The following is an 18,524-nucleotide window of genomic DNA, read 5'->3' on the forward strand; positions in this document are numbered from 1 at the left end:
CTCCAAAAAAAGCACAATGGCACGTAACTTGCAAAGCGCTTGTTAGTGCTCTGCGTTTCTCCCTTAGCTGACTGTTAGTTGGCTGGTGGCTTAGCAGCTGAACTTACCCAGCTGAAATGTCCAGAACCTGAGCGCTAAACCCTTTTTTTGAATTCACGTTTGTTCCGTAACCGACCTGCATAGGGCGCGGTTTTTATTGCATCGTTTTGAACCTCTACTTTTGGATGACATCATGAGCTTTCTTTCATTTAAGCCTACTGCGGCGGCGGTACCCGCAAAAGCCGGTACTTTGCGTACAGCATTTTCTCAATGGTTATTGACCAATCACGGTGCTAATTATCGCGCCAATATCCAACAGCAAAGAACGCGCGCGCAGGCACAGCGATTCAAAACAGAAATAAATGCCAGTAGCCCAGAGCATCCGAGTCACTTCCCACTGGTGGGCATTATTGGTGGCGGTTTCGCTGGTTTATTTTCTGGCTTAATTCTGCAATCGCTGGGTATTGAATGCGAAGTATTTGAAAGCTCGGAACGCGTGGGTGGTCGCATACGTACTTGGTATTCCACGCATTACCACAGCGATGAGCGCAATCAACATGGTTTGTATGGTGAAATCGGTGGCATGCGTTTGCCACAATTTTCTGCTGATATGCTGCCGGTTCAACAATTGGCTTTGGCGGTCAACACAGTGTTGGCGCGCAATGGCCGTGAGAAAGAGCAAGTCTTCTGGCGCAAGTTCTATTACAGCTCCCCGGAGCAAAGACTGCGCTTTAATAATATGCCGAATGCCATTACCAATACGCCGGAATATGCGTTAAATGATTTGAATTTTGGCGAGAGAAATGGTGGAGATATTCCTGATTTTTGGGTTACACCCAAACAGGATGCGAATGGTAATTCCTACCTGCCGGTTAATATGGTGCTTGATCAAGTCAACGGTCCTTTCTTGGCTGCATTTGATCAATCATTCGCGAATGGTTTTGAACTCTTGATGCAGTTTGATCAGTATTCGATGTGGGATTATTTGACCACGCAATTCAGGCTTGGTGATATGGGCGAGTATTACGATCCTGCCATGGGACCAAAGAATGCTTTGCTACCATGGTCGATTGCTAGCTACCTCGAAACGACCAATGTTGGCAGCGGTATGTATGCGGTATCCTTTGTAGAAATGGTGATCGCCGTGTATGACTGGGGCGGCAGTAAAGATCCGTATCGCCCAAGTGACCCTGGTGTGTATATGCTGACGGTAGACAAAGGCATGCAGCATTTTCCGGATGCTTGTCGTGCGGTATTGGACTTAGAAAAAGGCGTGCACCCAAAAGATGGACTCATCGCACAAATCCAAATCGGTATGTTGCCTTCACCTGAGACTGGCACTTACATTTACAACCCGCCAAATCTCACGCAAGATGCGCAGCCTTTACCGCCAACTTTGGCGCAAAGCTCTGTGCAAACATCGACGCACATTGCGGATACCAAATTGGATCGCAGTCGTGAAAAGCGTCGTGTGCATTTAAAGCATAAAGCGATAGAACTCAAACACGATAAAAGTCTATTCGACGGGCACGGCGGCATGCGCCTTAAGTTGCAGCATCATGATGAGCACGGATGCGCAAAAACGATTGATAAAGCCTATCCTTACGTTATCACCACCTTGCCTATGGGTGCCTACTTAAACGGTGCAGATAAACTTAATTTATTAAACGATGTTTCATTCTCTAAGGCGCAAGCCATACGTGAATGCAATTACATGTCTTCATTCAAAGCCTTCCTCACTTTTAAAACGCAGTTCTGGACTAAAGTGGGCGAACGTCAAGAGGGCGGCTATGGTGCCGCATCGACGGACAGACCGAATCGTCAAATCATTTATCCTTCTTATGCCTACGACAGCAAGCCCGGGGTTTTACAAGTGTATTGCTGGGCTGGTGACGCGCGTAAGTTGGGCGCATTAGGCGATAAAGAGCGTGTTGAGGAATGCCTGAAAGGTATTCAATATCTCTATCCCGATGTTGATGTCTATCATGAGTTTGCCGGATACGATGATGGCAGAACGACTAAAACATGGTTCTGGGATGAACATGCAGGTGGCGGTGCTTTCGCACTATTTAACCCAGGTCAATTCAAAAATCTGTACCCGACTTTGCTGACACCAGAATTTGATGGTTGTTTGAATTTTGCGGGTGAATGTAGTTCAGTGCACCATGGTTGGATCGTCGGCGCGCTTGATTCTGCTTACAACGCCGTGCTCAATATTTTGCAACAGGCGGGCGCAACGGACAAAATTCAACAGATGCGCGCAACTTGGGGCAGCTTTACTTCACCGGATGTGGAAGGCGACCCAGCTACAGCTAATCAACTGCAATACGCCTATCTTTACAATCAGGTTGATCGCGAAGCGGCTGCGTTGGCACCTAATGCCAGCACCAGTATTTACGGCGATTCCACCTATGTTTTTGACGGTAATGTGCCAGCCTTTATCGCTGATTACAGCAAAGTGCCGCAATCCATGAAAGCAACTGATCAAGATAAGCAAGTCTTGCAAATGCTGAATGAACAATGGGATGACAATGTAGCACAACGCGCCAAATTACCACCCGTTCCTGTGGACATGACAAATGCGGTCACTATGCTGGAAGATATTTATTACGGCAATAATTTCCAAACGATACCCGCACCCGCTTTTTGGCTGAAAGACGATGATGAATTCGCCCGACAACAATTGGCAGGCTTTATGCCCAACTTACTGAGCAGCGTGAATCAAAGTCAGTTAAGGGATTTGCTGACTACCGCAGGTCTCGCGGGCAATAGCACATTAAGTCAGCTTAACATTCAATATGTCGCCGACTATCGTCAATATTTACAAGCTTGTACCGTTATTCCAAGCGGCTATTATTTGGCGCAACCGATAGTCTTTTTCACCGTGAGTGATCAACAGGAATTATTACCGGTCGCGATTCAATTAGAGCAGGGCGGTGAAGTTTTTACGCCAACCATGGACAATGCGGACAACGCCTGGTTACTCGCCAAAATGCAAACCAATTGCGCAGGGCAAACACTGCACGATGTCGGTTTCCATCAATTACTAACGCATCAAATCGCCGCCATGGTGTCGATTGCCTTGTTCTCGGAAGAGGTGTTTAATCCATTCACTGAGCCACACAGCACCACGCCGTTCCAGCAACATCCTGTCTTTAAATTACTGAGCCCGCACGTTTCCAAAACCGCGGAATTCCAACAAACAATTTATGACAGCAGCTACAACCCCAATGCCAAAGGCTTCCCAGATTCACGCGAGGTCAATGGCAAGCCCGGCGTGTACAACATCGGCTTCATTTATGACTTGATTTTCTCTTGCGGTCGTATTGGTAACTACCAGTTGCAAGACAAAATGTACAACGATGACGGCAAGTTCCGCTTCCTCGATTTAGCAATTCCAAAAGACGCACAAAAACGCGGCGTCACCAACACACCATTCTCTTATGCCTACGTGAATGATGCGACACTTTGGTACGATGCCATGAACCGTTTCGTCGGTAATTTTGTCGATACTTATTACCCGAACGGTGACAGCGATGTCGCGAGTGATGTGCAATTGCAGCGCTTCTTTAGTAAATTAATTCCCGCGTTTAATTACGTCGATGGCGTCAAACAAGCGCAACGCTTCCCTGCCAGCGTCACCACCGCAGCGTTATTGAAAGAAGTGTTAACCATGTTTGTCTGGCAGTTCTCAGTACAGCACACGGTCATCAATGACGGCGCTTACAATCAGGCAGCCTTTGTCCCGAACGCATCCACCCTGATGTATGCACCACCAGCAAATAAAACATCCAGCCAGTGGACACCAGCCGACATACTCGCCTGTCTGCCATCACAAACTTACACCTATCCAGAAGTAGGAGGAATGAATTTCTTAGACATACAACTCAACGCCTCAGTCACAGGCCAAGGCCCTTACCCAGAAACCGTATTCGGCCGCGGCGTATTAGAACCCTCCAGCGATTTCTTACAAGACACCTACGGCTTTACGGACAACGCTCTGCGCAATGTCGTCGATCAGTATTACCAAGACGTACGCAAGATTGCACAGGCAATTCAACTACGTCAGGCAAAAGACATCGCCAAATACTTTTCTTTGTATCCGAATAGTGACGCGGTACCTAGGACTGTGGTGTTTAATTTGATTACGCCGATTAATGTTATGAATACTATTCAGACTTAGGTGGTGGTTTCACGGTTGTTTTGTAGTTAGCTTTATTAAAGGTCTTTGCTGGTAATTCGGTAAAGACCTTTTTTGCTACTTGATGAAAATATGTTAGTAACAATTTGTATTTTTTTGAGTAGTCGGATATCTTTTCGTTCTTAAATTAAAACAAGTTAGGCTTTTGTATGGCGCTTGAGCACTACGTATTGAATCTTTGTGGTGACGAGCTTACAACATGTCTGCATCAACTTAAAGCTTTGGAGGAAAAACCAAAAGGTACTGTTGGAATTCAAGTTATAGATGGAAGGTTGATGATTGAGCGACGAGTTGGCAAAAAGAACATTGCGACCATAGAATTAAAGGCAAGTGGGCATTGGCCATTTTCTTTGACTTTAAAGTGGACGACCTTTGAACGCTTACTACTAAAAGAACATGCGCCAATGGTTAAGCTTCAACTGTTTATCGATTCATCTACAGGTAAGTCTAGATTCGTAGCAGACGGTATGCACTTACCTCCCGATCAGATATCAACTCAGCTAAGCCTTGAATTGCTTACGGATGTCCCATTACGCACCTTAATGACAGGCGGGTTTTCTCACGAAAGCTTAATGTTGGAACGCATTCATACTTTGGATGCGATCAATGCCGCAATGGGTATTACAATAAAGGAGCTTCTCGCTAAGTCTTATGAAAGAGATCAAGAGCTGAGTAAGTTAATTAAACTTGTGCGCGGAGAGGCGTGTCAAATATGTGGACACTATTTTTTGACCCTTGACGGTAGAAAGTATGTTGAGTGTCATCACTTGGAACATCTAGCTAACGAAGGTTTAGATTGTTCGAAGAATATTTTGGTAGTTTGTGCAAACCATCATAGACAACTTCATTATGGTTTAGCAAAAATCTTGAGTCATACCAATGAATCTGTGGTTATCGAAATTGATGGTGTGTCTCATACCTGTAAGCTTTGACAGATAAATGGAGTGTGGTAATTCAAATATTTCTCATGAACCATGATGTTGAATTAGTATATCACTCCATATAGTGCAAATTCTCATTGGTATATACTTTTCCATTCTCAAAATAATTATCGCTTAAATGGGAATTCTATTCATATTTCTTGTCGATTTTATGAGACTTCGGTAGAGATGCCGTGCACTCGTTCAGTGACCTATAGAACGTCCATACTTGAGATTTTCCATTTCCAATTTCAATTTCTACTTCTACCGCGTCATTCGGAAGATCTCGTGTAATGGGGACTTGTCCAAATTCCTGAAAATTTCTAATTTTGTCAGCTGGTGATGAACTTGTGACGCAATCTGAGTGATTTATGTCATGAGCATACCATTGGCGTTTTGGCGCGCGAGCAGGATCGTCGTTGCATTTTATCCAGTTTTTTTGAGATCCAGGTGCTTCTTCTGGCCCCCAACACCAACCAGCTCTCTCGACCTTCAACATTAATTCGTCTCTCTTTTCGCAAGCAGTTTTACCTTCGACAGAATCGCCAGGTAAACCACGACACTTATTGTTGACTTCATTAATATCATGGATGATTTGCTTAATTGAAGGTTGAAAGCTATCGGTCGTACCTGAGGCTGAAGTGTTTTCACTTTTTGGGTTATCAGGGATTTGATTACCACAGCCGGTGGAAATCATAACCGTAATTAAAAGTAGTAGAGTTGCGTATATTTTCATAATGCTTTGAGTTGTAGAGGAAATATTACGAGTGTTATTGTATGATCGTTTTATAACATAGTGAACTTTTAATTTGAGATACGTACTGACGAAATTTCAATCATAATCCAGAAACCGAAATACTCATCCAAGCAGCCCCAATCTGTTTTTCAACATAAATCGTATCGCCCTCAACACGATAAGATAATTGACAGCAGTGTCGCGGGTCTGATAACACATCCGGATTCAAAATCACATAGCAATGACCGGATGGATTACGCACTGAGTGTGTGATTAAACCGGGGTGACCTTCGCGGTGTAAGCGAGTGCCTATTGCTTGTGTGTAGCTATAGTCAGTCTTGTGTATCAGACCAGTTTGGCTTTTATTGAAGGGGCGTAGATCGAGTAGTGCTGCGTCACAAGCGACGGTATACACCTTGCGTTCAATTCGCACATCTTTTTCTTGAAAACCGGCATCCGCCAATAAGCCGTAATACCAGTGGTAAGCGGTTTCGTATGTGGTGGTTTCAATCGACTCTGCACCGTACCAGACACCAAATTGACCATCGGAATAACGACTCGCTTGCCAATGTTGAAAAGGCCAGGTGATCGCATTGAACCAATGGGCATCTTCGAAAGGACGGTGGATGATAGGCGTCGCCGATATGAAAGTTGGTGGTTTTACTTCATCTTCCACTTGTTGCGCTAATGCCCAATCCTCAGGTGCCTCGCTTAGGTCATCAAACAAGTCTTGTGAGATTTGTAGTGAGACGATATTTCGAAAGACGTTTTCATGAACATCATGGAGTTTTACTTTAGAAAATAGAGATTGCATGCGAGGGCTATGCTAAAAGGGAAATGGCGAGTGAGATTCGGCGGAGCTGTATGAAATTGAAGTTGAAATTGAAATCTAAACACCACGAGCGCGATCAAGATAGGAGCGCACCATCAACAGTCCAGTAAATCCCCATTCCCTCACAACCTGGACAGGGGAAAGATTATCGAAAGCGCGGTTGCGGGTCGTCATCCAACAATAGGCCAGCTCACGGTTTTGTGGGAACAAGAGGCGTAAATTTTTGTGAATGCCGAGCAGATGGCCGACTCGTTCATATTGATCGCGATTCGTGCCAATCGCTTCGCCTTTGCGATAACGCGTCAAGGTCGCGCGATTACTGGCAGCAATACCCAATAAAGCCGCTTGATCTTCCGTAGACAATTGCCAGTGATCCATCAGCGTCATCACCATCTTAGCCAAAGCACCACGATCTTCTGACGCGGGAATATGCGTTTCTGGATGACGTAACAGCGTAGACATTGATGTGCTCCTGTCTCAAAAAGAGGACGAAGATCGAAAATGGAAATAGATAAGTGACTATAGCACTTCGTTTTAATGAAAACAAATTTTGTTGCAATAAAAACGGTTTGCGTACACTTTTTTATTGCTTATTAGATATTTTTCCATTAGGGCCGACTAAATCTGATATCTCATTTTTGTTCTTGCTTATGCTCGCTTACTTCACGTTGGCCTGACTAGCAGCCCAAGCAGCCACATCCTGTTTTTGTATCGCCATCGCCATTAACGTTGGGAATTGATCTGGCGTGCAAGCAAAGCAGGGGATACCCATGGTTGCCATGACACTCGCATGGTGGCGGTCATAACTAGGTGCACCTTGATCATCGAGGGCAAGTAGGGCAATGACTTGTACGCCGCTATCGACCAGTGCTTGCGCTCGGGCTAGCATTTGATTGGCGTTGCCGCCTTCATATAAATCGCTGATCAATACAAAAATCGTATCCTGCGGTTTTTGTATCAAACCTTGGCAATAGGCCAGGGCACTATTGATATCGGTGCCTCCGCCGAGTTGGGTGCCGAATAGGACTTCGATCGGGTCTGCTAGCAAGTGACTTAAATCCACCACAGCGGTATCAAAGACCACCACTTGAGTGCTGACCGCTTTGATACTAGCGAGTACGGCGGCAAAGACGCTGGCATACACCACCGATGGTGCCATGGAACCACTTTGGTCTATACATAAAACGATATCGCGCAGGCTTTGTCCTTTGCGTGCAAAACCTATGCGACGCTCTGGGATGATGGTTTGGTAATCGACTTGGTAGTGCTTGAGATTGGCGCGGATGGTGCGTACCCAATCAATCTCATTGTGCCGAGGTCGGAAATTGCGGGCAGCTCGGTTTAAGCTACCAGAAACGGCCTGCCGCAGCGGGTTGGCTAATTTTCTCTCTAACTCTTCAACTACTTTTCGTACCACCAGTCTTGCCGTCTGCTTAGTTTTGTTAGGCATGATGCGATTGAGGGAAAGTAAAGTCGCCACCAGATGAACATCAGCCTGTACCGTTTGTAATAGTTCAGGTTCCATGAGCATTTGTTGCAGACCAAGACGATCCATGGCGTCTTTTTGCATGACTTGCACCACGCTGCTGGGGAAGTATTCACGTATATCACCCAGCCAGCGTGCCACCGTCGGCGCTGAACTTTGTAAGCCACCTTTACGATTTTTATCCTCAGGTTCATATAGTGCTTGAAGTGCACGATCGATACCTATATCAGTGGAAGCTAACGGCAGATTATCGGCTTCGCTTCCGAGTATCAATCGCCAGCGACGATCGCTTTGATCCTTAATTGGGGGAATACTTATGCTCATAGTGTGTCTGTCAGCGATTTATCTTGCGCGGGTTTTAGGTTTGCATTTTTCTCAGCACTTTGAGCTGTCTGGAGTTCATTCACTGGTGCGAGAATTTTGGATAGTATGGGGAGTACTAAAGCGGCGCGCTGTTCGTGAATAACAAATTGATGATCTTGCTTGTTTTGTAGCAGCACTTTGCCAGTGGCGACTTTTTGGCCGAGTTGACGGCGTTCAGCCACTTCAAAGTGACAGAAACCTCGCCGCAGTAATGGCAGTAATTCAGTAAATATCTCTTCTGATAAACTGGCTACCCAATCCTGCAAAATTTGCCACAATTGATCATTCATGATCAATAGTAAACCGCTGCCTTGTAAAAATCCTTCTAGCCATTCTGCGCTGGCGAGTGGGTTAATCGGATTACTGCAAGCAAGTGATAATGCACGTGCACATTGTTCTAGATTCCAGGCCTCATGATCGATAAGAAGGCGCACTGCGCGACCAGCGATCAGTGCATGATTGTGCGGCGAACTGGCCAATTGCAGTGCCGCTAACCATTCATTTTTAAATTCTTCTTGCTGTAATAATTGTAGAGCCTGATCCGCTAAATTAATTTGACTGAGTAGCGTCTGTGCTGCGTCACTATTAATGCCATGCGCTGCAAGCGGTAGTGCGATGCAGGCACGTTGTACCAAACCTGCGAACACATCTGCCACCATGTTCAGATCAGTGCCTCGTGTGTTGCCATAGCGTAGGATATTGGCCAACGCGGGTAGAGCTTCCAATAAAATACCTGCGTCGTTCGTGCTGGCACTGAGTTTTTGCATGGACTCCATCAGCATTGGTACCGCGGTTTTGATATCCGCCAACAGCATTTCTTCGACCAACTTCGAGAGTTCTGGTAGTTGTTTGCAGTGTTGTGCCTGATGGCGAAGTTTGGCATCACAGGCACTCTCCAGCGTGGCACCCCAGACATTGGCTTCGATTAAACGCAATTCAAATTCTGCTTGCCAACTTAAACGCCAATGCTCATGAAAACTACCGCTCTTACCCTGAACTCTAAGCGTTTTTCCCCAATAGATGCCAAGCAGATTTAAGCGATGCAAGAAACCACTTTTTTCTAGATGAGTAACTTGGCGCAGATCGAGTTCTAAATCGATATGCTCGATTTTAGGCTGCAAGCGCAGGCGTTTTTGCAGTGCTCTCACATCGGCAACCAAGGGCAGCGTCGGTGTTTCAGCAGGTATGCTTCCTAGTCTGTCACTGATGAGTAATTGGTTTTCAATTAAACGCATCGGTGTCTGACTATTCCCGAATAAGACGCTTTGCAATGACTCTAAAAGTTCGTCTAGGCCAGCGCGAGAACGATCGCGTAAGCTGGCGAGTGAATCTGCCAGACGTAGTACTTCTATTAAATGTGCAGAGGACGCATCCAGATCATTTTTTCTGAGCAGACGCATGGCATCCGTCAGCCAATATAAGGCCGCTTTTTCCGGCGTATTCCAACAGTGATGATACCAACCTGGCGCTTGTACACCCGCACCATAACCACTGGCAGCGCACAGCCGACCATATGTCCATGGTGTCCAGGTGGCAGCAACTTTGGCTTTGTTCAAATTTTTGAGAATATCCGTATCCGATTTGGCACTAGGCATGTTGCGTAAGGCAGGCACATGCCAGGCGCCGCACACCACGGCGATTCTTTCGTGGCCTTGTTTCATCGCTTGTCGTATGGTTTGCCGCATGTAGGCTTCGCGCTGCGCTTCACGTAGACTGAGTTTTTCGCTACTTTCAGATTCTGCGCTTAATTCGTTACGAGCGACGACCATGATTTCTTCAATGGCAGCGAATAGATCGAGACTATCTTGGCGTTGTTCCACCAGATGATCCCACCAGGTTTCGCTATCGCTGAAACCTGCAGCTTGTGCCAACCAAAGCAATGGATCGGCGCGCAATGGGATTGCCTTTACAGCTTCATCAGATGACGCATTTGCTTCCTGTAAAGTACTGTCTAAAGTTTTAGTTTCGGCTACCGGCTCAGCATCTAGACTCATCTCTTCTGCCAGACGATAGGCTTGTGGCAGATCCATGAATCGTGTTTCGACATTGTGTTGCTGTCCATAGAGAATTGCCTGCCATTCTGGTGAAAATTCGGCGAAAGGGTAATACACTGCATGCTGCGGCATGGCAGGTGCGTACACCAAAATGGCGACAGGTGTTTGCATACCATCCGCACTCACTAGCGGCAGCAGCGCATCGGCTTCCGGTGGGCCTTCGATCAAAATGCAGTCTGGTTGTAATTCGTGTAGGGCTTTGACCAGACTGCGGGCGCAGCCAGGGCCGTGATGACGAATGCCGAAGAGATGAACCGCCATGGTGCCTCGCTTAGATCACTTCGCGACAAGCGCGGTATAAGTCTTTCCAACCATCGCGTTCCTTGACGACGGTTTCAAGATATTCGAGCATGACTACGCGATCTTGCACTGGATCTTTGATGACAGCACCAATCACACTACTGGCTAAGTCCGCACCACGCAAACTGCCATCACCAAAATGCGCGGCGAGTGCCATGCCATTGGTGACGACCGAAATCGCCTCAGCCGTACTCATGCTTGCGCTTGGTGATTTGAGTTTGATTTTGCCATCTTCAGTTTGGCCAGCACGCAATTCGCGGAATAAAGTGACGATCCGGCGTATCTCTTGTAAGGCTGGTTTTTCAGCAGGTAATTCCAATGACTTGCCAAGGCTGGCAACACGTGACTCAACGATTCTGACTTCTTCTTCTGCTGTCTCCGGTAGCGGTAAAACGACGGTGTTAAAGCGACGTTTTAAGGCGCTCGATAGTTCATTCACGCCGCGATCGCGGTCATTTGCGGTGGCGATCACATTGAAGCCTTTGCTTGCTTGAATGTAATCGTCTAATTCAGCAATCGGTAAAAACTTCTCAGACAGCAAACTGATAAAACTATCTTGCACTTCGGCAGGAATCCGGGTTAACTCTTCAACCCGTGCTATTTTTCCTTGTTGCATGGCACGCATAATCGGGCTGGCGACCACCGCTTCCATACTTGGTCCTTTGGCTAAGAGTTGCGCGTAATTCCAGCCATAACGTATGCTTTCTTCAGAAGTGCCGGCAGTGCCTTGCACGATTAAATTGGAATTGCCACAGATTGCCGCTGCCAGATGCTCGGATACCCAAGATTTTGCGGTGCCTGGCACGCCTAGCAATAAAAGTGCTCGGTCAGTTGCCAGCGTAGAGATGGCGATCTCTATGACGCGACGATTACCTATGTATTTTGCACTGACCTCAACGCCATTGTCGAGTGTGCCACCGAGTAGATAAGTCGATACCGCCCAAGGCGATAATTGCCAATTGGGTGGACGTTGGCGTTGATCGACTTCTTTTAGCGCTGTCAGTTCGTGCGCATATTGTTGTTCTGCTTGTTGGCGTATCACTTGCTCAGTGCTTGTTTGCGTCATATCGAGGTCTCCATAAAACTGTGTTTAAGTTGGTGGCGAAATTGAAAGGTATCGCGAAATTCATGAACTGCTTCACGCCAAAATGACCAGTGTTCCCAGTCATCAGCTGGCCAGGATTGTGTTGTGTATGACAAGTCGCTGACATCCAACCAATAGGCAATTTGTTTTAAATGCTGTCGCAAATCCCATGCGGTTTGTTTGCTTTGTGCGATTTGCCTTTGTACATGCTGGAGCCAGGCTTGCGACAGCACTTGAGATACGGGAGTGGCGTGCTCGGATGCTGCGCTTTGCAGTTGGCTCCAAGCGTAGAGTATGTGAAGATCTTGGCGTGAATAATTATCCATGCACGCAATTAATAGTTTGTCTTGCATTGCTGGCGCCAAATTTCGCAATCGTCGTACTAGTGCATGGATGAGATTGAGATCGACATGGATTTTGTCTTTGCTGATGTGCTCAATCAGAAGCGCAATCCAATCAGCATAACAATCAGCAAGAGTTGGATCTGCGGTTGTATCGGTAGCTTGTTCTGTAATTGAACTTAGTAATCCCTGAAGCAATGCATCTTTAAATTCATGTTGCGACAGTAGTTGCAAAATTTGTGATGGTGTTAGCTGCCAAGTTGTCACCCAATGCTGGGCGGGAGTACTGCGCATTAAGTCACGTAGCCAAGAAGCTTTCTCTCCTAAACCTGGATAGCTTTGTAATCCTATGCCATCACGTTTCATGCTCTTGTCTACGCTTTCTGGTAACTTGATCTGCAGACTCGCCTGCACGTTATTCGCGCCAAGTTTGGCGAGAAAAGAGCCTAAAGCTGCATTGATACCTGTCGATTTTTCTATGCTAAAGATGTGACTCAGACGTTCTTGACAGCGTTGGACCAATTGCGAATCTGGTAATCGACGTAAGAGTTCCTGTGCCACCGTACGTACCTCTTTACGCTTATCTTCTAGGGCGCGCTCTAGAAAATCTTCATCGGTGATGGATAATTCGATATTCAGACACGCCAGTAAAGTAGCACGATTTTCAGGGGATTCGTTTGCCCAATCTTGCTGCAATAATTCTCTAGCATTTTGTGGATTGCGCACTCGCAAGATACGCAGAATCTCTTCACGTTGTTGCGAGCTCGCTAGGTGCCACTGTTCAGTTAAGGCCTCATCTGACTCGTGCTTATCGCTGTCTAAGCTGTATTGCGTACGCCACTCAGGATGTTGTTGAACTAACCAATGACCGCGTGCTCCAAGCAAGGGTTTGAGCAGTTTTTGCATGGACAGATCTTTGTCGGCTTTATTCAGTAATGGAACCAGAAAACGTGCTGGTAAGGTGGCGTTTCTGGCGTGTGCATGCTGCAACCATTGGGCCAATAATTCGGCATGAATATCACGTAGAATTAAATGTAAGAGTTCTTGTGCCGCTAAAGGGCAATGTTCGATTTCGTCGTTTTTGCTAGCGGATACAAGCGCCATTTTTTCGGTACTGGCATCGCTCCACAAACCGGGTGTGTAACCAGCTCGTAACCACAAATCATTCGCCGCAATCGTTTGCCATAATCGTAAATTTGGCATGGCGGCATCGCGCAACAACGAGTCGAGTTCGGATGCACTACTCAATTCATCTTGTTGCGGATGAATCGCAGAACGTGAAGTCCCTACCAGCACAGCCTTATGAATTTTTTCTGGAAGTAGCATCGTCTTATTCCGTATCGAAACTATGGATTTGCTGATGGTCTGGTAGTCCCTTTGCTGCTAGCAAACTGAGTGGCATCAATTCTATGCCATTCCAGAGACCAAAAAGCGTACAAGCTTCACCACCAGTTAAAGCGTGTAAGTGCCAGGCATGCTTGAATTCAGGAGTAGTCTTAATTTGAAGATTTTCAGGCGTAATGAGAGAACACTCTGGTTCTGTGCTCGTCGTCAAGTGTGAGCACACATTGCGTAGTATGAGTGGCAGCGCATCGATAAATGGATTGGCCGCTAATTGTTCAGCAAACCATCGCAATTGATCTGAAAATAAAGAGTCATGCAATCTGTGTGATTGAGCGTCTACACGCTGTAATTCACCATATGCCTGCGCCCGTAATGGCGTCGCAGATGGATAAAAGTGCAGGCGTCCTTGATACAAACTACCCGTGAGATAAGGACTTGCAAGTGTTTGTCCACCTGCGGCAAACTGCAATATCATTGCAGTTTTCTGTGAGCGCATATTTAGCAAGTAGCAGGCGCGGCGGCTAAGGCGTGCTTCATGTTGGGTTTCGTTGCCTAAGACTAACCAGATATCATCGTGCGCAACTTGATTAAATGCATCGTCCTGATTGGCGACCCATCCAATCGCAGTGCGGATATCCGCTTGTTGTTCAGGGCTGAACAAGTCCGGCGTTTGTAACATATTCTTGTAGGCTTGCAGCAGCAGGCTGAGCTTACCAAGTTCATTTGCCACCGGCATTTCCCACCCGGCTTGGCTGGAGCCGTAAATCATCATGCCGATTTCTCGTATCCGTGCCGCGAGTCCGCCAGCCTGTGCATCAATCATTCGGGCTGCCATCGCTTCCCATGCTTTCGCTGGCTTACTACGTAATCCCGCCAGGCCGTCGCTAGCTAAGTCGCTCAACCATGTTTCTAAAAGTGCGAGGCCTTGCGCAACATTGGTTTCGCGTTTGTCTTGTCGCTTTTGCGCCGATTTTTCACGACTGGCGAGTTCTTCAACGGATAGCTCTTGGGATTCTTCAAGCTTATTGATTTTTTTCTCTTGACGTTGCTCGCGACCACGCAGCCATTCAGTCACCCATTCTTCTAGCTCGTGCTGAAACTTGTCAGCGTGTTTGGCGTATAAGAGATATAAGCCCAAACCGTGTTTGCAGGGGAACTTGCGACTGGGGCAGGAGCATTTGAAAGCCGGCGTCGCTAGCTCAATTTGCGTGCGGTAGGGTTCTTTGCCGCTACCCTGACAAAGCCCCCACAAGGCCTGCTCGTTAGCACCGAGTTTTGACCAGTATGTAAGATTGGCCTGTCCGCTCCCAGCTTTTGCGGATGCCGCATCCGGTGCCAGAGCTAAAATTTGTTCCGTCGTTAACATGTTTTGACGAGATAAAAAAGCAAGCAGCTTATCAGACGCCTAGAACTTATTGTTGAAAAATATTGTCCAAGGCTAAATATTTTAGCGCGTGCTTAGACATGTAAAAATTGTCAGGGCATCTGAATCCTTTTACAATGCTTTAGATTCATCAACACGTAAATAGGAAGTGCAAAATATCTGCGATGAAGGATATTTTGCACTTATTTTTTTGTTCAGGAAAAAGGTTGGAAGCATGATAATCGGTATTGATTTAGGTACGACCAATAGTTTGGTAGCGATCTGGCGTGATGGGAAATCGCAATTGATACCGAATAGTCTGGGCGACACCTTGACGCCGTCTTGTGTCAGTGTCGATGACGACGGCAGTATCTTGGTCGGGCGTGCCGCTAAAGAGCGTTTGCAAACACATCCTGAAGTGACGGCTGCGGTTTTTAAGCGTTACATGGGCAGCGATAAAAAGATTAAATTGGGCAAGCGCGAATTTCGCGCCGAAGAATTGTCGTCGTTTGTCTTAAAGAGTTTGAAAGCGGATGCTGAAGCGTTTCTTGGAGAAGTTGTGACGGAGGCCGTCATTACTGTCCCGGCTTATTTCTCCGATGCACAACGCAAAGCAACGCGCACTGCTGGGCAATTGGCAGGACTGAAGGTTGAGCGCTTGGTCAATGAACCAACCGCTGCGGCTTTGGCCTATGGCATGCATGAATTTAAAGACGAATGCCGTTTCCTGGTCTTCGATTTGGGCGGTGGCACATTTGACGTCTCGATTTTGGAAATGTTCGATGGCGTGATGGAAGTACGTGCTTCTGCTGGCGATAATTATTTAGGTGGCGAAGATATCACCAAGATCATGGTTGATGCGTTTATTGAAAAGCATGCGTTTCCAGCTAAGGTGAGGAACGATCCACGTTTTATGCAACAGCTGTTTGCCGCAGCAGAAAAAGCTAAACGCGATCTGTCGTCCGAAGAAAAAGCGAAGATGGAAGTGCAGACCAAAGATCAAACTTTGGAACTTGAATTCGACGAAGAGAGCTTGTCCAAATTAGCTGCGCCATTGATTAAGCGTTTACGTGAACCTGTTGAACGCGCACTACGTGATACAAATTTACGCAGCAATCAACTTGATAGTATCGTGCTAGCTGGTGGTGCTACACGTATGCCGATTGTTAAACGTCTGGTGACTTTGATGTTTGGACGTTTTCCTGCTAGCGAGATTAATCCTGATGAAGTGGTGGCGATGGGTGCTGCGGTTCAGGCTGGCTTAAAGATGAAAGACGCTGCGCTCGATGAAGTGGTGATGACGGATGTAGCGCCTTATTCTTTAGGCGTGGAAGTGGCAATGCGTTTGGCAAATAACAAAAATGTGAGTGGACATTTTTCGCCGATTATTGAAAGAAATAGTACGGTGCCTATTAGTCGTGTTGCGCAATATTATCCGATTGAAGACAATCAAAAATTATTGCAACTCGATATTTATCAGGGTGAATCCCGTCTGGTCAAAGATAATATTTTATTGGGCTCATTAGAGTTAAATCTGGAACCCTTGCCGCGTGATCAGAATGGTGTTGATGTGCGTTTTACTTATGATGTGAATGGTTTGTTAGAAGTGCAAGCGACTGTGATTCGTACGCAGAAAATACAAAAGGTGCTCATCCAAGGCAATCCCGGTTTATTAACCGAAGATGAAATTGCCAAGCGACTGGTGGAGTTGGAAAAATTAAAAATGCATCCGCGTGATGCGCTTGAAGTACGCACTTTGCTAGCGCGGGCTGATCGTGTTTATCAGCAATTGAAAGGCGAGTCACGTGATTGGCTAAGCAATCAAATTGCTGAATTCGAACGCGTGATTGAAACTCAAAATACCAAACTGATTACACCAGCGCAGAAGCAATTTTCTGAGGTGCTTGATCAAATTGAACAAGATGTCGTATTACATCCAGACTTCACTGAATAAGCAAAGATTGCACTATGTTTGATATTCCCGCTTTTTTTATCGACCAGCGTATCGATCAAGACGCCGATGAACGTACGATTAAACGCGCCTATGCCAAAGCGCTCAAGCAAATCGATCAGGACAATGACCTAGAAGGTTTTCAAAACCTGCGTGAGAGTTATGAACGTGCATTAGCTTGGGAGCGGAGTAAAGAATGGCGAGCACAATATATAGCTGAGCAGAATGCGGAGTCGGCGCAAATTGAGGATGCGAATTTGGTAGACGATCAGCGTGTTACTCAATCATCTGAAATTGCCCCCGTTGTTGGCGAACTTGATTTGAAATCTGAATCTGCTGCGACGCAAGTAGCAAATGAAAGCACAGTAAACGCAGACGAAGTTATTTCAGAAAGCACTTCGGAAGTAAGCGTTGCGCCTGAACAAAATTCACAATATCAAGCTTCAAACGCAGAAGAGAATGATGAAGAACAGACTGTTTATGCGATTGACATTGCCCGTCACATTTTTCATGAATTCCTGCAACACCTTAATGCGAAATCGGAAGAGGTCGGTCAGACTGAATCGTTATTACGTCTGTATTTAGATGACGAACGTTTGATTAATGTTGAAATCCGCGACTTATTTGAATGGCTGATCGCCGGGCATTTGGCACAAGGCTGGCAAGCCGGAAACGGCGATTTATTTGGGGCTGCCGTGAAGTGTTTTGCTTGGAATCAAGACAAACATCGGTTACTGAGATTCGATGAGTTTGGCTACTATCTTGATCGTGCGCTGGATGAAATGAGTGCCTTCAATCTGCAGGAAGAAGCGCGCAGTAGTCGGCAAGTTGGATTGATACGCCTGGCTAGAAACGACGCGCCACCGACCAAACAATTCTTGCGCGAGAATATTTATTTTATCGACGATATGTTAAGTAGTTATCCCACTTGGCTAGCAATGGTGACCAAATTGGATAATTTGCAAACTTGGCATAAGCGGGCTGAGGAGTATAAGTTTTTTCAACCGCCGAAAATAGATTTCAGTGGTATTAAGAGTAAATTTGATGGTTTTAACATTCCACCTGGCGTCATTGTATTTATCATTTTGATTTTAATAAAAATGATTATTGGATTTTCAGAGCCGAGCAAGCAACCTATAGTTGTTGATTCAAGATCGAGCGAGGCGACCCCTATTATTCTGTCATCAGAAGAACTGTTTAAAAAAGGCGAGTTGTATTTTAGCCCCCAATTTGGTGGAGCTAGAGATATCGATTTGGCAGAAGTATATTGGAAGCGCGCTGCTGAATTAGGCTCAAAGTCTGCGCAGCTTCGTTTGCAGGAGTTATATGCAAATGATCTTTTTGGACGTAAAAATATTCAAGAGTCTCGGCGGTACTCTGATATGGCGGGAGCGAACAAACCTTCGCAATAAATTGTCGGAGGTATTAATTTTTCCGCTAACTGATGGATTAGATAAACTCGTGAGAAAGCAAGATCGATTTGTACAGGAACGGCTGCATTTTCATTGCA

At 46.1% G+C, this 18,524-nt stretch carries 12 protein-coding genes; 4 read left to right on the forward strand and 8 right to left on the reverse strand.

Annotation, left to right across the window (positions count from 1 at the left end; translation table 11 throughout):
• Positions 1 to 232 precede the first annotated feature (232 nt).
• Positions 233 to 4,222, forward strand: a complete 3,990-nt coding sequence (locus H8K55_RS12755) for an FAD-dependent oxidoreductase (protein ID WP_186942455.1) — start codon at positions 233 to 235, stop codon at positions 4,220 to 4,222.
• Between the two features lie 167 nt (positions 4,223 to 4,389).
• Positions 4,390 to 5,172 (forward strand): HNH endonuclease, encoded by a 783-nt coding sequence (locus H8K55_RS12760; protein WP_186942456.1) that lies wholly within the window; start codon positions 4,390 to 4,392, stop codon positions 5,170 to 5,172.
• A 136-nt stretch (positions 5,173 to 5,308) separates the two neighbouring features.
• Here H8K55_RS12760 and H8K55_RS12765 read toward each other — a convergent pair whose 3' ends face one another.
• The 8 genes from H8K55_RS12765 to H8K55_RS12800 form a co-directional block, all read right to left on the reverse strand.
• Positions 5,309 to 5,896, reverse strand: coding sequence for a hypothetical protein (locus tag H8K55_RS12765; protein WP_186942457.1), 588 nt, complete (start codon positions 5,894 to 5,896; stop codon positions 5,309 to 5,311).
• A gap of 100 nt (positions 5,897 to 5,996) precedes the next feature.
• The gene (locus tag H8K55_RS12770) at positions 5,997 to 6,710 is read right to left on the reverse strand and encodes an RES family NAD+ phosphorylase (protein ID WP_186942458.1); all 714 of its coding nucleotides are present in this window, start codon (positions 6,708 to 6,710) and stop codon (positions 5,997 to 5,999) included.
• A gap of 75 nt (positions 6,711 to 6,785) precedes the next feature.
• Positions 6,786 to 7,190 (reverse strand): MbcA/ParS/Xre antitoxin family protein, encoded by a 405-nt coding sequence (locus H8K55_RS12775; protein WP_186942459.1) that lies wholly within the window; start codon positions 7,188 to 7,190, stop codon positions 6,786 to 6,788.
• 196 nt (positions 7,191 to 7,386) lie between these two features.
• Positions 7,387 to 8,538 (reverse strand): VWA domain-containing protein, encoded by a 1,152-nt coding sequence (locus tag H8K55_RS12780; RefSeq protein WP_186942460.1) that lies wholly within the window; start codon positions 8,536 to 8,538, stop codon positions 7,387 to 7,389.
• Positions 8,535 to 10,892: a DUF5682 family protein gene (locus H8K55_RS12785; protein WP_186942461.1), complete on the reverse strand. Its 2,358-nt coding sequence runs from the start codon at positions 10,890 to 10,892 to the stop codon at positions 8,535 to 8,537. The genes H8K55_RS12780 and H8K55_RS12785 overlap by 4 nt, the downstream gene beginning before the upstream one ends.
• Positions 10,893 to 10,902: 10 nt before the next feature.
• Complete coding sequence (locus H8K55_RS12790) at positions 10,903 to 11,997, reverse strand: ATP-binding protein (protein WP_186942462.1); 1,095 nt, start codon at positions 11,995 to 11,997, stop codon at positions 10,903 to 10,905.
• On the reverse strand, positions 11,994 to 13,682 hold the full coding sequence (locus H8K55_RS12795) for a DUF5691 domain-containing protein (RefSeq protein ID WP_186942463.1): 1,689 nt from the start codon (positions 13,680 to 13,682) through the stop codon (positions 11,994 to 11,996). The genes H8K55_RS12790 and H8K55_RS12795 overlap by 4 nt, the downstream gene beginning before the upstream one ends.
• A gap of 4 nt (positions 13,683 to 13,686) precedes the next feature.
• Positions 13,687 to 15,066 (reverse strand): SWIM zinc finger family protein, encoded by a 1,380-nt coding sequence (locus H8K55_RS12800; RefSeq protein ID WP_186942464.1) that lies wholly within the window; start codon positions 15,064 to 15,066, stop codon positions 13,687 to 13,689.
• Between the two features lie 232 nt (positions 15,067 to 15,298).
• On the opposite strand from H8K55_RS12800, the gene H8K55_RS12805 reads away from it, so the two are divergent.
• Together H8K55_RS12805 and H8K55_RS12810 are read left to right on the forward strand one after the other, a co-directional pair.
• Entirely contained in the window at positions 15,299 to 17,017 is a 1,719-nt protein-coding gene (locus tag H8K55_RS12805; RefSeq protein ID WP_186942465.1) for a molecular chaperone HscC, read from the forward strand.
• A 14-nt stretch (positions 17,018 to 17,031) separates the two neighbouring features.
• Positions 17,032 to 18,426: a sel1 repeat family protein gene (locus tag H8K55_RS12810; protein ID WP_186942466.1), complete on the forward strand. Its 1,395-nt coding sequence runs from the start codon at positions 17,032 to 17,034 to the stop codon at positions 18,424 to 18,426.
• Positions 18,427 to 18,524: the final 98 nt, after the last annotated feature.

The organism is Affinundibacterium flavidum (genome assembly GCF_014284175.1).
Lineage (GTDB): Bacteria > Pseudomonadota > Gammaproteobacteria > Burkholderiales > Burkholderiaceae_D > Undibacterium > Undibacterium flavidum.

What these genes read in the sequence shown, in the direction of transcription:
- H8K55_RS12765 (WP_186942457.1), bottom strand. Translation starts at nt 5,896, where the DNA reads ATGAAAATATACGCAACTCTACTACTTTTAATTACGGTTATGATTTCC.
- H8K55_RS12805 (WP_186942465.1), top strand. Translation starts at nt 15,299, where the DNA reads ATGATAATCGGTATTGATTTAGGTACGACCAATAGTTTGGTAGCGATC.
- H8K55_RS12770 (WP_186942458.1), bottom strand. Translation starts at nt 6,710, where the DNA reads ATGCAATCTCTATTTTCTAAAGTAAAACTCCATGATGTTCATGAAAAC.
- H8K55_RS12800 (WP_186942464.1), bottom strand. Translation starts at nt 15,066, where the DNA reads ATGTTAACGACGGAACAAATTTTAGCTCTGGCACCGGATGCGGCATCC.
- H8K55_RS12790 (WP_186942462.1), bottom strand. Translation starts at nt 11,997, where the DNA reads ATGACGCAAACAAGCACTGAGCAAGTGATACGCCAACAAGCAGAACAA.
- H8K55_RS12780 (WP_186942460.1), bottom strand. Translation starts at nt 8,538, where the DNA reads ATGAGCATAAGTATTCCCCCAATTAAGGATCAAAGCGATCGTCGCTGG.
- H8K55_RS12795 (WP_186942463.1), bottom strand. Translation starts at nt 13,682, where the DNA reads ATGCTACTTCCAGAAAAAATTCATAAGGCTGTGCTGGTAGGGACTTCA.
- H8K55_RS12775 (WP_186942459.1), bottom strand. Translation starts at nt 7,190, where the DNA reads ATGTCTACGCTGTTACGTCATCCAGAAACGCATATTCCCGCGTCAGAA.
- H8K55_RS12810 (WP_186942466.1), top strand. Translation starts at nt 17,032, where the DNA reads ATGTTTGATATTCCCGCTTTTTTTATCGACCAGCGTATCGATCAAGAC.
- H8K55_RS12785 (WP_186942461.1), bottom strand. Translation starts at nt 10,892, where the DNA reads ATGGCGGTTCATCTCTTCGGCATTCGTCATCACGGCCCTGGCTGCGCC.
- H8K55_RS12755 (WP_186942455.1), top strand. Translation starts at nt 233, where the DNA reads ATGAGCTTTCTTTCATTTAAGCCTACTGCGGCGGCGGTACCCGCAAAA.
- H8K55_RS12760 (WP_186942456.1), top strand. Translation starts at nt 4,390, where the DNA reads ATGGCGCTTGAGCACTACGTATTGAATCTTTGTGGTGACGAGCTTACA.